Origin of the sequence: Mesorhizobium sp. M7A.T.Ca.US.000.02.2.1 (assembly GCF_003996995.1) — a bacterium.
GTDB lineage: Bacteria > Pseudomonadota > Alphaproteobacteria > Rhizobiales > Rhizobiaceae > Mesorhizobium.
The window spans coordinates 1-14,618 of the sequence record NZ_RZTT01000124.1 but is presented as its reverse complement, the minus strand read 5'-3'; the positions used below and the strand labels follow the sequence as shown (position 1 = coordinate 14,618).

Sequence of the window (14,618 nt, the reverse complement as noted above, 5' to 3'; positions counted from 1 at the left end):
CCTGCGTACCGGCCGAGCCGACAGCATGGTTGAGCCCGGCTGCGTCCAACCCGATCAACCTGCCGACCGCCGCGGCTGCTGCCACTGCGCCAGCCGTGCCGGTGGTGTGGAATATCTCGTAGTGCGAGCGTCCGAGGAATTCTCCGACGCGGATGCCCACTTCATAGCCGGCGATGCAGGCAGTCAGGATGTCGCGGCCGGTCTTCCCCTCAGCCTCCGCAACCGCCAAAACGGCCGGAAAGATCACCGCCGCCGGGTGAAAGACCGAGCCGTTGTGAACGTCGTCCTGTTCCACGACATGGGAGGCCGCCGCATTGACCATCGCTGCGAAGTAGGGGCTTGTGCGCCGCCGCGTCGGGATGATGGTGCTTGGGCCGTCCGCCGGCCCCATGGCACGCGCAAAGCCGTCGATCATCTCGACCTGGTGCGCGCCCTTGCCGGCCAGCGCCGAGCCGAGCCAGTCGATCATCAGTCCTTGCGCGAAATGAACGACGCGCGGCGGGATCTGTTCGAAGTCGAGTTCGGCAATGAAGGCGCAGAGCCTGGCGGTTGGCCAATCGGCGGTGTCCAGGCTCATCCGTTGCTCCTCCCCTGCATGCCCTCTAGACCAAAGCGGCCCGGCGCAGGACCTGCCTTGCGCGCTCGATGACCGGCCGATCCACCATTTCGCCGTTCACCTGGCTAGCTTCGCCGGACGAGGCTGCGCCGACGATGTCTCGTGCCCATGTGATGTCATTATCGCTCGGGCGAAAGCCACTGCGAATTGGCTCGATCTGCCTCGGATGGATGGCCATCTTGCCGCCAAAACCCATCTTCATGGCGTGGCGGGCGTCATCCTCGGTGATTTCGGGACTGTTCAGGTCGGTCGTTACGCCGTCGATCGGCGCGGCACGGCCAGCCGCGCGCGAGCGCCAGACGATTTCGTTGCGGGCCGCAAGCAAGGTCAGCCGATCATGCGCGCAACCGAGATCGAGCGAGAAGTCGACCGAGCCGAAGGCGACGGCAACGACGCCGGGCATGGCCAATATGTCCGGCAAATTGGCGAGGCCGACGGCGCTCTCGACCAGCGCGATGACGCAAACGCTGCGTGCCATGTGCCTGGCCATGCCGGCAATGTCTTCCGCGCGCTCGGCCTTGGGCAGCATGACGGAAACGCCGTCGAGGCGCCGCACTGCATCGATGTCCGCCTTGTGCCAGGGTGTGCCGGCGGCATTGATGCGGACCACGACTGCGGATTTCAGTGTGGCCGCACGAGCAACGATTGCTTCGCGAGCGCGGTCCTTGTCGCCAGGGGCGACGGCATCCTCGAGGTCTAGAACGACTGCGTCCGCGCCGCTGCTGTCGGCTTTGGCAAACCGCTCAGGACGTGAGCCCGGCACGAATAGCGGCACGACAGGCGTGACGTAGCTCACCATTGCGCCGTGGCTTTCACTGTTGCATGGCCGTCGGCCGACCGCACCTCGAGAGCCATGCCGTCCTGGCCTGGGGATGTTGCGCTCAGAAGCAGGCGCTGCGGGCCAGTCGCCGGATGGACGCCGCGGAATGAGAAACGGCGCGGCGACTGACCGACAATGGCGGCGGCGAAGTTCATCAGCAGCGTCGCCTGCAGCGGGCCATGGATGACGAGCCCGGGATAGTGCTCGACCCCCGTGGCATAGGGCGCGTCGTAGTGGATGCGATGCCCGTTGAACGTCAGCGCGGAATATCGAAAGAGCAGCACGGGATCGATGTCGATCGTGCGCTCGTGCGATGCGGCCAGGGGCGAATTGGCTGGCGGGGCAGGGGACGCAGCAGCGGCTTCGGCGCCGCGATAGACGATGATCTGGTCCTCCTCGATGACCGGACCGGAATCGTTGGCGATGTCGTGCCGGACCGTGACGAAGGTGAGCGGGCCGGTGCGGCCCTGCTTCTCCTCGATGGCGGCCAATGTCGAGCGGCGGCGGATGCGGTCGCCAGAGCGGATCGGCGCCATGAAACACACATCGCTGGCAGCCCACATGCGGCGTGGAAGCGACACCGGGGGCAGGAAGCCGCCTTTGGCCGGGTGCCCGTCAGGTCCGAGTTCTCGCATTTCGGCAATATCGGGTGTCAGGCACCAATGCAGTCCGGGCGCGGCCGCGCCCTCGGCAGTCTGCGCCGCGTGGTCCCCAAGCGTGGCGCCAAAGCTGGCCAGCAGGCGCGGGGTCACAACATCCTCGACCTCGTGCGTGCGTCCAACCCATTCCTGCAGTGTGCTTGTGTCCAGGCTCATGAGGGCCTCGTCAGGCGGCGAATTCGGACCGGATCCGGTCCGTATCGGCGCCAAGCGCGGGGACGCTTGGAACCGTTGCAAATCCCTCCGGCCGCCCTGCCGGCTTGGGTACTGCGATGCGCTTGCCGTCCGGCAGTGCCACCTCCGTCCGGCGGAGCGCCTTGTGGTGCGGCAGGTCGCGCATTGCACTCACCCGGCCCCAGGCGATCTGCGCCTCGTCGAGACGGCTTATGGCCTCGTCGCAGTCGATTGCCCCGAAGATCGGTTCGATCTCGGCGTCGAGCGCCGTGCGGTTGGCCACCCGCCAGGTATTGGTGGCGAAGCGTTCGTCGGCGAACAGATCCTGCCTTTGCAGCACGAGCGTGCAGAAGCGCTTCCATTCATTGTTCTGCTGGATGGACACGACCACGCTGCCATCCCGACAGGCATAGGGTCGATAGGGGTAGATCGAAGCGTGCGCCAGGCCATATCTCTGGGTCTCGCGGCCCGCATATTCGTAGTGCAGCAGCGGCACGGTCATCCAGTCGGCCATGGCGTCGAACATGGCAACCTCGACAATGCGGCCGCGCCCGGTCTTCTGGCGCGCCAACAAGGCTTCGAGGATCGCTGCATGGGCATTCATGCCGGTGGCGATGTCGGCGGCGGAAACCCCGATTTTGCTTGGCGTGTCCGGCGTGCCGGTAACGGCGCAGATGCCGCTTTCGGCCTGCACCAGCATGTCGTAGGCGCGCATGGCCGCGTAGGGCGTGTCCTGCCCGTAGCCGACGATGTTGATGGCTATCAGCCGAGGAAACTCTTTCGCAATTGTATCGGCCGAGAGGCCGAGCCTGTCGATGGCGCCCGGCACGAGATTCTGCACGAGGACGTCGGCGCGCGCGACCATCCGGTGCAGGAGAGCCAGGTCGTGCTCACTCTTCAGGTCGAGCACCGCGCTCTCCTTGCCGCGGTTGAGCCAGACGAAGTAAGCCGACATGCCTTCCACTGCGGAATCGTAATGACGCGCGGTTTCGCCTTCCGGACGCTCGATCTTCACGACGCGTGCGCCGGCATCGGCAAGGCGGACCGTGCAGAGCGGAGCGGCGACGGCCTGCTCGATCGAAACGACAAACAGGCCCTCCAGTGGGCGGGCGCCGTCAGACATTGCGCTGCACTCCCGAGCGCGCCAGCACACCAGGCTTCAGCCGCTCGTTCTTGCCGTAGTCCTCGGCGGCGTGGAAGAACAGATGCGGCGTGCCATCAATGTCCTCGAGCCTCTTGCGGTAGGCGTCCAGATAGGCCTTGCGGCCATCGTCGCCGACGCGGCCCGGCATGTAGGCGACGAAGGGCGGCAGCACGTCGAAGCCGGAATAGCGCAGCAGACCATTGTGGATCGGCCATAGCACCGTAAGGATGTCGCCGTCGATGCCATCGGGCGCGTAGGTGTCAGCCGACGTGCCCGTGGTGGCGGCCACCATGGCGAGCTTTCCCCTGAACATGCCGGTGTCGTATTTGCGGCCCGGCAGATAGGCGAAACCGCGCGCGAAGACACGGTCGGCCCAGCCCTTGAGCATTGCAGGCATTCCGAACCACCAGACGGGGAACTGGAACAGCACGAAGTCCGCCCGCTTCACCTTTTCGATCTCGGCGCTGATGTCAGCCGAGAGTGCGCCGGCCTCGTAGGCGGCGGTCTGTTCGCGCGGCAGGCTGAAGAAGTCCGGATCGTTACGCTCGCCCGATACGTCGCCCGGCCCTGCGACAGGATTGAAGCCCATCGCATAGAGGTCGCTGACGACTACATCGTGGCCTGCGCGGGTCAAGGTTTCCACGGCCAGATCCTTCATGGCGCCGTTGAAGGATTTTGCTTCCGGGTGTGCATAGACGATGAGGACGTTCACGGACGACTCCTAGTATGAACGCGGCAGTCCAAGCACGTGCTCGGAAAGGTATGACAGGATGAGGTTGGTCGAGATCGGCGCGACCTGATAGAGACGCGTCTCGCGGAACTTGCGCTCGACATCGTATTCTTCCGCGAAACCGAACCCGCCATAAGTCTGGATGCAGACATTGGCGGCTTCGTTCGAAGCGTCGGCCGCCAGCATCTTGGCCATGTTCGCTTCGGCGCCGGGGTTCTTGCCGGCCTCGTAGAGGCTCAGCGCCTCGCGCACCATCAGTTCGGCCGCGCGCATGTTGGCGTAGGCCCTTGCGATCGGAAACTGGATGCCCTGGTTCTGGCCGATCGCCCGGCCAAACACATGCCGCTCCTTTGCGTAGGTGCTGGCCTTTTCGATGAACCATTTCGCATCGCCGATGCACTCGGCTGATATCAGGATACGCTCGGCGTTCATGCCCGAGAGGATATAGCGGAATCCCTTTCCCTCTTCGCCGATCAGGTTTTCGGCCGGCACGCGCAGATCGTCGAAGAACACTTCGGTGGTGGCATGGTTCATCATGGTGCGGATCGGCCGGATGGTGAGGCCGTTGCCAACGGCTTCGCGCATGTCGACGATGAGGACGGAGAGGCCGTCGGTCTTCTTCATGCCATTCGTGAGCGGCGTGGTCCGCGCCAGCAGCAGCATCAGATCTGAATGCTCGGCACGGCTGGTCCAGATCTTCTGGCCCTTGACCACGAAATGATCGCCGTCGAGGCGAGCGGTAGTCTTGAGCGCGCCGGTGTCAGTGCCGCTGCTCGGTTCGGTGACGCCGAATGCCTGCAGGCGCAATTCTCCCGCGGCGATCTTCGGCAGGTATCGCTGCTTCTGGGCTTCCGAGCCGTGGCGAAGAAGCGTGCCCATCGTATACATCTGGGCATGGCAGGCGCCACCATTGCAGCCGGCGCGCTGGATTTCCTCCAGCACGGCAGCGGCGGCCGAAAGCGGCAGGCCCGAGCCACCATATGCCTCCGGGATCAGGATCGAGAGCCAACCGGCCTGCGTCAGCGCTGCGACGAAGTCACCGGGATAGGCCATGTCCCTGTCGAGTGCGCGCCAGTATTCTCCGGGAAAGCGCGTGCACAGCCTGGCGACGGCATCGCGAATGTCCTGATAGGCTTCCATGAGGTTTGTCCGGGTTTTCGTCTTGCTGCGGGCCTCACTATCGCGCCTCCATGCCCTGTCAGCAATGCAGAGCGGACGTGAGCAGATATAACGGAATTCGAATGCTTATGGTGGAGGGCCGAGAAGTTGGCCGACCCAGACGGCCCGCCCGACAAGATCCTTGGCGATGTCCTCTATCGCTTGTCCGGCAAACCGCGCCAGCCGCGAGGCAGGCCGGTCCGCCGGGTAGGCAAGGATCAGGCGGCGCACGGGCACCGGATCGATCAATGGCGCGGCGGTGAGCAGCCCGGCAGTCACGTCGGCATGGATGGGAGCGAGCGGCAGGATCGTCCAGCCATGGCCGTTGCGCACCAGGTCCTTCAGCGCCGAATAGGAGTCCGCTTCGATGCCGACATCGAGCGTGATGCCGGCATCCGTGGCGCAGCGTTCGACGATGATGCGCAGCCCGTGCTTGATGCTGGGCAGCAGCAGGCGCTTGCCGGCGAGCGAGGCGAACGATACGGCGCGCACGGTTGAAAATCCCGCATCCGGCGGTCCGATCAGGAAGAGATTTTCCAGGAGCAGCGGGCGCGAGCGCAGCGAACGCGCCATGCGCGGGTCATAGAGCACCGCGACGTCCACCTCGCCGCGGTGCATCCAGTCCAGCAGATAGCCGGTGTAGGCGCTGACAAGTCTGAGCTTCGCCTTGGGATGGGCCTTGCCGAAGGCGGCCGCCAGCGGCAGCGAAATAATGTCGGCAACGGTGGGCGGCAGGCCGATGGCCACTTCGCCGGTCAGCGGCGCATCGGCGGGCGTGGCCGTGGCGCGGATCTCGTCGATCTCGGCCATCACGCGCATGGCGTGCGCCAGCACCTCCTTGCCCTGCTCGGACAGCACCATGCCGCGTCCATGGCGCAGGAAAAGGGCAAAGCCCAATTCCTCCTCCAGCATGCGCACCTGCCGGCTGAGCGCCGGCTGCGCAATGTGCAGCCGGTCGGCGGCCTTGCTGAGGCTGCCGAGTTCGGCGACGTGGATGAGGGTGCGTAGCTGCGATAACTCCATGAGCTATCGAATACCATTATATCTGATCACGAGAAAGAGACGAAGATTGCATCGGTCAAGCGCGCTAGTCTAATGCCAGTCCAATATCTCGGAGATGCAAGGTGACGGCGAGCATACAAGCGAAACCTCCGGAAGCAGCAGCGCTTGCCGCCGCTCCGACCGTGTCTGAAAGGCAGTGGCCGGATCAGGTCTATGAGGTGCTCAAGGCTGCCGGCATCAGCCACATGTCCTATGTGCCGGATGCCGGTCATACCACATTGATCCGCCTTTTCAGTGAGGATCCCGAAGTCGTCACCAATGTGCTGACGACGGAGGAGGAGGGCATCGCCATCGCAGCAGGCTCCTGGCTCGGTGGCAAGCGGAGCGTCGTGCTCATGCAATCCTCCGGTGTCGGCAATTGCATCAACATGCTGTCGCTTCCCGTGCAGGCGCGCTTCCCCTTGCTCGTCCTGGTGACGATGCGGGGCGAATGGGCCGAGTTCAACCCGTGGCAGGTGCCGATGGGGCAGGCGACGGAGGCGTCGCTGAAGGCGATCGGGCTCAGGGTGCTGCGCGCCGAAACCGGTCCCGACCTGGTGGAGACGGTGGCGCAGGCAGCCTTGATGGCTTTCGACGCCGACCAGCAGATTGCCGTGCTGATCGGGCAGCGGCTGCTCGGCAAGAAGAAGTGGTGAGCGACATGAATTTGCCGACGATGGACCGCCGGGTTGCGGTGAAGAAGCTGCTTGACGCCCGTGACGGAGCCCTGGTCGTGACCGGTCTCGGCTCGCCGAGCTACGACGTGCATGCCGCCGGCGACCGCAACGACAACTACTATCTCTGGGGCGCGATGGGCGGTGCTGCGCTGATCGGCCTCGGGCTTGCCCAGGCCCAGCCCGACAAGCGGGTCATGGTGATCACCGGAGATGGCGAACAGCTCATGGCGTTCGGTTCGCTGGCGACGATCTCGGTGGCGCGGCCGAAAAATCTCGACCTGATCGTGCTCGACAATCAGCATTTCGGCGAGACCGGCATGCAGTCCAGCCATACCGGCAAGGGCATTGGTTTCGACAAGGTCGCGGCCGCTTGCGGTTTTTCGAAGACCGCCGAGCTGCGTACGCTGGAGGAGGTCGACATGCTCTGTGGAGAACTTCGGCGCCCGGCCGACGGTCCGCGCCTTTTCGTGCTGAAAATCACCGCCGAGAACCTGCCGCGCTCGCTGCCGCCGCGCGACGCGGTCGAGGTCAAGAACCGATTTCGCGCCCATCTGGGCTTTGCCACCTGTTGAGGACCGATATGGCGCTGGTCAGTTTCCAGAACACGGTCGGCGGTCGGTTGCAATCGACAGCCGATACATTCGAGAGCCATGATCCGTTCACCGGCAGGCCCTGGGCGCTGATCCCGCGTGGAGGAGTGAGCCAGGTGGACGCCGCCGTGGCGTCCGCGAAGGCAGCATTCCGGTCGAAGGAATGGGCCGGCATCACGCCGACCGCGCGGGGCAAGCTGCTCGTGCGGCTGGCCGATCTGATCGACGAGAACGCAGATCGTATTGCCGCCATCGAGACGCGCGACAATGGTAAGCTGCTCACCGAAATGACGGCACAGCTGCGCTATATCCCGGAATGGTTCCGCTATTTCGGCGGTCTAGCCGACAAGATCGAAGGGTCGGTGCTGCCGATCGACAAGGCTGGCATGTTCGCTTTCACCCGCCACGAGCCGCTGGGTGTCATTGCAGCGATCATGCCCTGGAATTCGCCGCTTTTACTCCTGACATGGAAGCTCGCGCCGCTGCTGGCGGCAGGCAACACTGTCGTCATCAAACCGTCGGAACACGCCTCGGCCTCGACGCTGGAGTTCGTGAAACTGTTTGCGCGGGCAGGCTTCCCGCCCGGCGTGGTCAACACCGTTACCGGCATGCCGCTTGATGTCGGCGCGCCACTCGTCTCTCATCCCGACGTCGCCAAGATCGCCTTCACCGGTGGTGAGCCTGGCGGGATCGCGGTCTATCGGGCGGCTGCCGAACAGCTAAAGACCGTCACGCTGGAGCTCGGCGGCAAATCGGCCAACATCGTCTTCGACGACGCCGATATCGAGAGCGCGGTCAACGGCGCGATCTCAGGCATCTTCGCGGCCAGCGGCCAGACCTGCATCGCGGGTTCGCGGCTGCTGGTACATCGCAAAATCCACGACCGGTTCGTGGAAGGCGTCATAACGCTGGCGGCCAGCGCTCGATTGGGCAATCCGGCGCTGCAAGAGACGCAGGTCGGGCCGATCACCACGCAAGCCCAGCGCGAGAAGGTGCTGTCCTATCTCGGCATCGCGCGCCGCGAGGGTGCGCTTTGCGTGCTGGGCGGCGGCAAGCCGGCCTCGGGTGAATTGGCCGAGGGCTGGTTCGTCGAGCCCACCATCTTCACCGGCGTGAACAACACCATGCGGATCGCGCGTGAGGAGGTGTTCGGGCCGATCCTGTCCGTCATCCCCTTTGACGACGAGGACGAGGCCTTCGCCATTGCCAATGACAGCCCCTATGGGCTGGCGGCGGGAATATGGACCAGCGACATGGGCAGGGCGCTGCGCGGCGCGGCCGCGATGGAAGCGGGGATGGTCTGGATCAATTCATACCGTGCCGTCTCCTACATGGCGCCCTTCGGCGGCTACAAGAGGAGCGGTATCGGGCGCGAAAGCGGGCAGGATGCCATCAATTCCTATCTGCAGACCAAGACGGTGTGGATAGACACCGCCGGCAAGACCGCCAATCCCTTCGTTATCCGCTAGGCTAGGCTTCGGTGGGAGAATCCCCATTCCTAGCCAAGCTCGGCCCATGCTCCCTGAGACGGTGGCCGACTTACAAATGATCGAAGGATTGGACATGAGACAGGCAGGCAAGGTGGCGGTTGTCACAGGCGCGGCGCGCGGCATCGGACGCGCTTGCGCGGAACGCTTTTTGGCCGAAGGCGCGAAGCTCGTGCTCGGCGACATCGATGCCGTGGAGCTAAAGAAATGTGCCGCTGAAATCGGTACCACCGACAGCGTCCTGGCGGTCGTTACGGATGTCAGCAAGAAGGAACAGGTCGATGGGCTGATTGCAGCGGCGGTGGCGAAGTTCGGCCGTGTCGACATCATGGTCAACAATGCCGGCATCGCTCCGGTCCAGGACTTTCTCGACATCAGCGAGGCGGACTACGACAGGGTTCTCGCCGTCAATCTCAAAGGTGCGTTCATGGGCACCCAGGCCGCAGCCCGCCAGATGATCGCGCAAGGTGGAGGTGGCGTCATCATCAACATGTCGTCGATCAATTCGGGCCTCGCCAACCCACGTGTCGCCACCTACGCGATCTCCAAGGGCGGCATGAACCAGGTCACCAGCACCGCGGCCGTCGCCTTCGCCCCCCACGGCATCCGTGTGGTCGGTGTCGGGCCGGGCACCATCGCCACGGACATGGTCATGGACGGGACATTCATCGACTCGGAAGAAATGCGACGGGCGGTCCTTTCGCGGACACCTCTCGGGCGCCTCGGCACGGCAGCCGAGATCGCCTCGGTCGTGGCATTCCTGGCCAGCGACGACGCTTCCTACATCACCGGCGAGACGATCTACCCCGACGGGGGGCGCCGCGTTCTGAACTATACGGTCCCGATCAAGGAGTGAGAAGAATGGGGAGTGACGACATGGGCAATTTCGACAAGCTGCATCACATCTGTATCGTCGTGCACGATATCGACAAGGCGCAGGCCTATTATGACTCCATCGGCATCGGGCCATGGGAGTCCTATCCGCCGCTGGCCGAATACGAAGAACTCCAGGTCCCAAGCCCCGAGGGTTTCAAGGCGATGCAATACCGGATTTGCAACTTGCCGAACGTTCAGCTGCAACTGTGCGAGCCGAACGGCGATCCTTCACCGCAGCGGATTCATCTCGATAGCAAGGGTGAAGGCGTCTTCCATATCGGCTTTGAGGTTCGCGATGCGGATGCAGCCGAGGCCAAGGCGCAGGACGACGGGCTTCCCGTGCTGATGCGCGGGCGCCGGGAAAACCGCACCGGCTTCACCTATTACGATACGGCCGACAAGGCGGGCGTGATCCTGCTGACGAGGGCGACCAATCTGCCCGGCAAATGATCTTCGCGCGAAGGATTGGGGCTGGACAAGGAGACGGGGCGACTGATCAGCTGCCCCGCAATTCCTCAAGCCGGTCGACCAGGAATTTGCCGCTGGTGATGATATGCATTTCCAAAAGGCCGACGGCGCGCAGCGTATCCTTGGCTTCGCACAGGTCGATGAGCTGCCAGTGATCGCGGTCGGACTGTGCCTGGATCTCGGTGAGCGTCACCATCATGCGCGTGTAGCGTTCCAGCTGCTGGTAGATGCGCCCGACCAGTTCGATCGTCGCCTTGCGGCCGGACGGTGCGTAGAGCGCGGCGTGGAAGTTCCAGTTGAGCTGGTTCGAATACTCGCCGGTCTTGCCCTGCTCCTGGTGCTGCTTTGCACGCTCCCGGGCCAGAGCGAGGTCGGCCTCCGTCATCCTTGGAATGGCTAGGGCCAGTAGCCATGTTTCGATTCGGGCCCGCAATTCGTAGAGCTCGAGGATCTCGTCCAGGGAAATGGAGGTGACGACGGCGCCCTTGTGCGAAACCAGCGTGACGAAGCCTTCCGAATGAAGCTGATGCAGCGCCTCTCGCACCGGAATTCGGCTGACGCCGAACTCGGTGGCCAGATGCTCCTGCCGCAGCTGAAAGTTGGCCTCGTATTCGCCGATCAGGATCTTCTGCCTGATGGCATCGGCGACCTGGGTCGAGATGGTTTTCTTCTGTACGAGCATGAATCAGCCTGAGGCGGCCGCCGTGTTTGTTGACTGGCGCCGTTTTGATTGAAGAAGTGGACGCATAGCACCGTTGTCACTGCGATGCCATGTCGCCCGTTTCGCTTCAGTAGACATGTTCCTCGATAGGTTGATTGCCCGCGATCCGTTCGTAGCGGAAGGCCGACAGGTCGACAGAGCGGTACTCGCCATAGGCAATGAGATCACTGACGCCCGACCCGGTCGCCGCTGCATGCATCATGCCGTGGCCGCTGAAGCCGGTAGCCAGGACAAAGTTCGAAACCTCGGGATGCCGGCCGATGATGCCGCTGTGGTCGAAGGTGTTGTATTCGTAGAGCCCCGCCCAGGCGCGCAGCATCCGCAATTGCTCAAACCCGGGCACACGATGGGCGAGCGCCGGCCAGATCAACTCGTCGAACAGGTCGTAATCCACATCCAGGCCAAAATCGTCCGGCTCGTTCTCGCGCACCGGCGGAATACCGCACAGGAAGAGCTGGCCTTCCGGCCGCAGCCAGAAGCCGCTCGTGTCGAAGACGAAGGGGCAGTTTTCGATCCTTGCCGGCGTTTCGAAGACGAAGACGCAGCGCTTGCTTGGGACAACCGGCAGTTCGGCGCCAGCCATCCTGGCAATGCCCGCGCTCCATGGTCCGGCCGCGTTGATCACCGTGCCGGCGGCAAGCCGGTCGCCATTGTCGAGCACCACTTCGCCGACTTTTTGGGGAGACGCCATGGTCAGTCCGGTCACCGTCGCGGCAAGATAATCCACGCCCTGCGTGCGCGCCTTTCGGCGGAAGGCCTGCATCAGGCCGGGGCCGTCGAACCAGCCTTCGCTGCCAAGGCCGAGCGAGCCAAGGGCGAGATCGTCCGTGTTGAGCCACGGGAAGCGTCGTGCCAGATCGACCTGCTCGATCAGTTCGGCGTCGACGCCCATGCCGCGCTGAACGCGGTTCTTGGCACGTTGCGCGTCTGCCCGCTCGGGCGTCGCCAGCACGAGGTAACCGGGCTCATGCAGGCCGATGTCGGCCAACTCGTCGCCGATGGCAAGCCGCGTCTTTACCTGGCGCAGGAAGTCGATGCTGAACTTCGACATGGCGATGTTCGGCGCCGTGCCGAACTGCTGGCGGATGGCGCTGGTCGACAAGGAAGACGAGGAGGCCGTGTAGTAGGGGTCCCGCTCGATCACCGCAATACTGCCATCGAAATCCGGATTGGCTGACAGGAAATAGGCGATCGAGCTGCCGACAACGCCGCCGCCGACGATCACCACATCATAGTTTGTGCCCATTCCAATCGTGTTCCCTATCTCGAATGTCATACGCGGCGATGAAGGGTTGGATACTTTCCTCTATCGACCCACCACTGGAATGAGACATAACCCGGTCTTCGACGCAGAAAAAGGGGTTTGACGCGAAAATAAGAATACATTATCCAATTTGTACCAGATATAACCTGCCCGGCAACGTCGCGGCAGCCTTGCCGAGGATTTCCCGTGGGCCTCATCGCTCCCCGTCTCGACGTCATCAAGCCAAGCCCCAGCATGGCGGTCACCGCGCGGGCAATCGAAATGCGCTCGGCCGGCATCGACGTCATCAGCCTGAGCGCCGGCGAGCCGGATTTTCCAACGCCTCCGCACATCGTCGAGGCGGCCTACGAGGCGATGCGCAGGGGTGAAACGCGCTATACGGCGGTCGACGGCACCGCCGCGCTGAAGAAGGCGGTGGGCGGGAAATTCAGGCGCGAGAACGGCCTCGACTACAAGCCTTCGCAAATCAGCGTCGCGGGTGGCGCAAAGCAGATCATCTACAACGCCCTGCTGGCAACGCTGGCCCCCGGTGACGAGGTGGTCGTCCCCGCGCCCTATTGGGTTTCCTACACCGACATCGTCCTGCTCGGCGAAGGCAAGCCCGTGGTCGTTCCCTGCACGGAGGCGCAGGGCTTCAAACTGACACCGCAAGCCCTGCGAGCCGCGATCACCGGGCGCACCAAATGGCTGCTGCTCAACACGCCTTCCAATCCGACTGGCGCCGTCTACAGCCCCGACGAACTTGCCGGCCTGGCCGGGGTGTTGCTCGATCACCCGCATGTGCACGTTCTGACCGACGACATCTACGAGCATATCCTGTTCGATGGACGTACCTTCCATACCATCGCCGGCGTCGAGCCGAGGCTGAAGGACCGTACGCTGACAGTGAATGGCGTGTCGAAGGCCTATGCCATGACCGGCTGGCGGATCGGCTATGCCGGCGGGCCGGAACCGCTGATCCGCGCCATGGCGACCGTGCAGAGCCAAAGCACGTCGAACCCGTCATCCATCTCGCAGGCCGCGACCATTGCCGCACTGGAAGGTCCCCAGGACTTTCTTCGCCCTCGGGCGCTCGAATTCCAGGCTCGGCGCGACCGCGCTCTGGAGCTGCTGCGCAAGATTCCCGACCTTACCTGCCAGACGCCCGAGGGCGCCTTCTATCTCTATCCCAATTGCTCGGCCCTGATCGGCCGTCGTCGCCCCGACGGCACTCCCATCGGCAGCGACGACGACTTCTCGCTTTACCTGCTCGATCAGGCGCGGGTCGCGGTGGTGCAGGGCTCAGCCTACGGTCTGTCGCCGCATTTCCGCATTTCCATAGCCACGTCGATGGACCTGATCGAAAAAGCGATCGGGCGTATCGCCGAGGCCGTCGAAGCGCTGCGCTAGTGCCGACGATGGATCTCGACTTCGTCCAGAAGCTGATCGAATTTGTCTCGCGTTCGCCCGTTGCCGAACTGGAGATCGAGCGCGATGGCGTTCGCATCCGCATGTCCAGGCAGATGGCGCCGGCGCAATCCGCGTCGCAAGCGCAATCTGCGTCGCAGTCGGGGCCAGCCACCGAGCCTGCCATCTTCACAAATCCGGCTTCGACATCTCCGCCCATCGCACGCTATTCGATCCGCGCGCCGCTGACGGGCGTGTTCTACCGCTCCGGCACCGAAGGTGAACCGCCGCTCGCTTCGGTTGGCGATGTGGTCGTGGAAGGGCAGAAGGTTGGTGTCCTCGAAGCCATGAAGACGTTCAATGTCGTGGAATCCGATCGCGCTGGGCGGATCGTCCAGATCGCGTTCGACGACCATGCCGCGGTGCAGTCCGGCGATGTGCTGTTCGTTCTCGAAGATTTGGGCTAGCGGCGATGTTCGACACCGTCCTTATCGCCAACCGCGGTGAAATCGCGCTGCGCATCCTGCGCGCCTGCCGCGATCTCGGATTGAAGACGGTGGCGGCGCACTCGGAAGCGGATGCGAGCCTTCGTCATGTTGCGCTGGCGGACAGGGCGATCTGCATCGGGCCGGCTGCCGCGACGGAGAGCTATCTCAATATCGCCGAGATCATCGCGGCCGCGCAACTCACCGGCGCGGGCGCGATCCATCCGGGCTACGGCTTCCTCTCGGAAAACGCCGCCTTCGCCGAGGCTGTCGAGAATGCCGGCCTTGCCTTCATCGGGCCGTCGGCGGCGGCGATCCGCAC

17 protein-coding genes are annotated in these 14,618 nt (G+C 63.9%); 8 read left to right on the top strand and 9 right to left on the bottom strand.

The window, feature by feature from the left end; translation table 11 throughout:
* The 7 genes from EOD15_RS14305 to EOD15_RS14275 form a co-directional block, all read right to left on the bottom strand.
* The coding region (locus EOD15_RS14305; protein WP_148129550.1) for an MmgE/PrpD family protein at nt 1–577 on the bottom strand (577 nt) is incomplete at its 3' end.
* A gap of 25 nt (nt 578–602) precedes the next feature.
* Nucleotides 603–1,415, bottom strand: coding sequence for a CoA ester lyase (locus tag EOD15_RS14300; RefSeq protein ID WP_127318285.1), 813 nt, complete (start codon nt 1,413–1,415; stop codon nt 603–605).
* Nucleotides 1,409–2,251 (bottom strand): MaoC family dehydratase N-terminal domain-containing protein, encoded by an 843-nt coding sequence (locus EOD15_RS14295; RefSeq protein WP_127318283.1) that lies wholly within the window; start codon nt 2,249–2,251, stop codon nt 1,409–1,411. The genes EOD15_RS14300 and EOD15_RS14295 overlap by 7 nt, the downstream gene beginning before the upstream one ends.
* A gap of 10 nt (nt 2,252–2,261) precedes the next feature.
* A complete protein-coding gene (locus EOD15_RS14290) occupies nt 2,262–3,392 on the bottom strand; it encodes a CaiB/BaiF CoA-transferase family protein (protein ID WP_127318281.1) in 1,131 nt (376 codons plus the stop codon).
* Nucleotides 3,385–4,125, bottom strand: a complete 741-nt coding sequence (locus EOD15_RS14285; RefSeq protein ID WP_127318279.1) for an NAD(P)H-dependent oxidoreductase — start codon at nt 4,123–4,125, stop codon at nt 3,385–3,387. Before EOD15_RS14285 ends, EOD15_RS14290 begins: the two co-directional genes overlap by 8 nt.
* A gap of 9 nt (nt 4,126–4,134) precedes the next feature.
* Nucleotides 4,135–5,283: an acyl-CoA dehydrogenase family protein gene (locus tag EOD15_RS14280; protein WP_127318277.1), complete on the bottom strand. Its 1,149-nt coding sequence runs from the start codon at nt 5,281–5,283 to the stop codon at nt 4,135–4,137.
* A gap of 105 nt (nt 5,284–5,388) precedes the next feature.
* Complete coding sequence (locus EOD15_RS14275) at nt 5,389–6,324, bottom strand: LysR substrate-binding domain-containing protein (protein WP_127267891.1); 936 nt, start codon at nt 6,322–6,324, stop codon at nt 5,389–5,391.
* A gap of 161 nt (nt 6,325–6,485) precedes the next feature.
* On the opposite strand from EOD15_RS14275, the gene EOD15_RS14270 reads away from it, so the two are divergent.
* The 5 genes from EOD15_RS14270 (at nt 6,486) to EOD15_RS14250 (ending at nt 10,422) form a co-directional block, all read left to right on the top strand.
* Nucleotides 6,486–6,998, top strand: coding sequence for a thiamine pyrophosphate-binding protein (locus tag EOD15_RS14270; protein ID WP_164748823.1), 513 nt, complete (start codon nt 6,486–6,488; stop codon nt 6,996–6,998).
* 5 nt (nt 6,999–7,003) lie between these two features.
* Entirely contained in the window at nt 7,004–7,591 is a 588-nt protein-coding gene (locus EOD15_RS14265; RefSeq protein WP_127269711.1) for a thiamine pyrophosphate-dependent enzyme, read from the top strand.
* A gap of 8 nt (nt 7,592–7,599) precedes the next feature.
* Nucleotides 7,600–9,078, top strand: coding sequence for an aldehyde dehydrogenase (locus tag EOD15_RS14260; protein ID WP_127318275.1), 1,479 nt, complete (start codon nt 7,600–7,602; stop codon nt 9,076–9,078).
* 94 nt (nt 9,079–9,172) lie between these two features.
* On the top strand, nt 9,173–9,952 hold the full coding sequence (locus tag EOD15_RS14255; RefSeq protein ID WP_127318273.1) for an SDR family oxidoreductase: 780 nt from the start codon (nt 9,173–9,175) through the stop codon (nt 9,950–9,952).
* 5 nt (nt 9,953–9,957) lie between these two features.
* On the top strand, nt 9,958–10,422 hold the full coding sequence (locus EOD15_RS14250) for a VOC family protein (protein ID WP_245463670.1): 465 nt from the start codon (nt 9,958–9,960) through the stop codon (nt 10,420–10,422).
* A 46-nt stretch (nt 10,423–10,468) separates the two neighbouring features.
* Here EOD15_RS14250 and EOD15_RS14245 read toward each other — a convergent pair whose 3' ends face one another.
* Nucleotides 10,469–11,122 carry a GntR family transcriptional regulator gene (locus EOD15_RS14245; protein ID WP_023809526.1) on the bottom strand — a complete coding sequence of 218 codons (654 nt, stop codon included), beginning with the start codon at nt 11,120–11,122 and terminating at the stop codon, nt 10,469–10,471.
* Nucleotides 11,123–11,228: 106 nt separating this feature from the next.
* Complete coding sequence (locus tag EOD15_RS14240) at nt 11,229–12,407, bottom strand: FAD-binding oxidoreductase (protein ID WP_127318269.1); 1,179 nt, start codon at nt 12,405–12,407, stop codon at nt 11,229–11,231.
* 204 nt (nt 12,408–12,611) lie between these two features.
* Here EOD15_RS14240 and EOD15_RS14235 point away from each other — a divergent pair, with 204 nt between their 5' ends.
* The 3 genes from EOD15_RS14235 to EOD15_RS14225 all read left to right on the top strand — a co-directional run.
* Nucleotides 12,612–13,814 (top strand): pyridoxal phosphate-dependent aminotransferase, encoded by a 1,203-nt coding sequence (locus EOD15_RS14235; RefSeq protein WP_127318267.1) that lies wholly within the window; start codon nt 12,612–12,614, stop codon nt 13,812–13,814.
* 8 nt (nt 13,815–13,822) lie between these two features.
* The gene (locus tag EOD15_RS14230; RefSeq protein WP_127318265.1) at nt 13,823–14,278 is read left to right on the top strand and encodes an acetyl-CoA carboxylase biotin carboxyl carrier protein subunit; all 456 of its coding nucleotides are present in this window, start codon (nt 13,823–13,825) and stop codon (nt 14,276–14,278) included.
* Nucleotides 14,279–14,283: 5 nt separating this feature from the next.
* A partial coding sequence (locus EOD15_RS14225) for a biotin carboxylase N-terminal domain-containing protein (protein WP_281035559.1) occupies nt 14,284–14,618 on the top strand: 335 nt, incomplete at its 3' end.

What these genes read in the sequence shown, in the direction of transcription:
- EOD15_RS14245 (WP_023809526.1), bottom strand. Translation starts at nt 11,122, where the DNA reads ATGCTCGTACAGAAGAAAACCATCTCGACCCAGGTCGCCGATGCCATC.
- EOD15_RS14275 (WP_127267891.1), bottom strand. Translation starts at nt 6,324, where the DNA reads ATGGAGTTATCGCAGCTACGCACCCTCATCCACGTCGCCGAACTCGGC.
- EOD15_RS14295 (WP_127318283.1), bottom strand. Translation starts at nt 2,251, where the DNA reads ATGAGCCTGGACACAAGCACACTGCAGGAATGGGTTGGACGCACGCAC.
- EOD15_RS14280 (WP_127318277.1), bottom strand. Translation starts at nt 5,283, where the DNA reads ATGGAAGCCTATCAGGACATTCGCGATGCCGTCGCCAGGCTGTGCACG.
- EOD15_RS14290 (WP_127318281.1), bottom strand. Translation starts at nt 3,392, where the DNA reads ATGTCTGACGGCGCCCGCCCACTGGAGGGCCTGTTTGTCGTTTCGATC.
- EOD15_RS14240 (WP_127318269.1), bottom strand. Translation starts at nt 12,407, where the DNA reads ATGGGCACAAACTATGATGTGGTGATCGTCGGCGGCGGCGTTGTCGGC.
- EOD15_RS14300 (WP_127318285.1), bottom strand. Translation starts at nt 1,415, where the DNA reads ATGGTGAGCTACGTCACGCCTGTCGTGCCGCTATTCGTGCCGGGCTCA.
- EOD15_RS14230 (WP_127318265.1), top strand. Translation starts at nt 13,823, where the DNA reads ATGGATCTCGACTTCGTCCAGAAGCTGATCGAATTTGTCTCGCGTTCG.
- EOD15_RS14250 (WP_245463670.1), top strand. Translation starts at nt 9,958, where the DNA reads ATGGGGAGTGACGACATGGGCAATTTCGACAAGCTGCATCACATCTGT.
- EOD15_RS14255 (WP_127318273.1), top strand. Translation starts at nt 9,173, where the DNA reads ATGAGACAGGCAGGCAAGGTGGCGGTTGTCACAGGCGCGGCGCGCGGC.
- EOD15_RS14265 (WP_127269711.1), top strand. Translation starts at nt 7,004, where the DNA reads ATGAATTTGCCGACGATGGACCGCCGGGTTGCGGTGAAGAAGCTGCTT.
- EOD15_RS14260 (WP_127318275.1), top strand. Translation starts at nt 7,600, where the DNA reads ATGGCGCTGGTCAGTTTCCAGAACACGGTCGGCGGTCGGTTGCAATCG.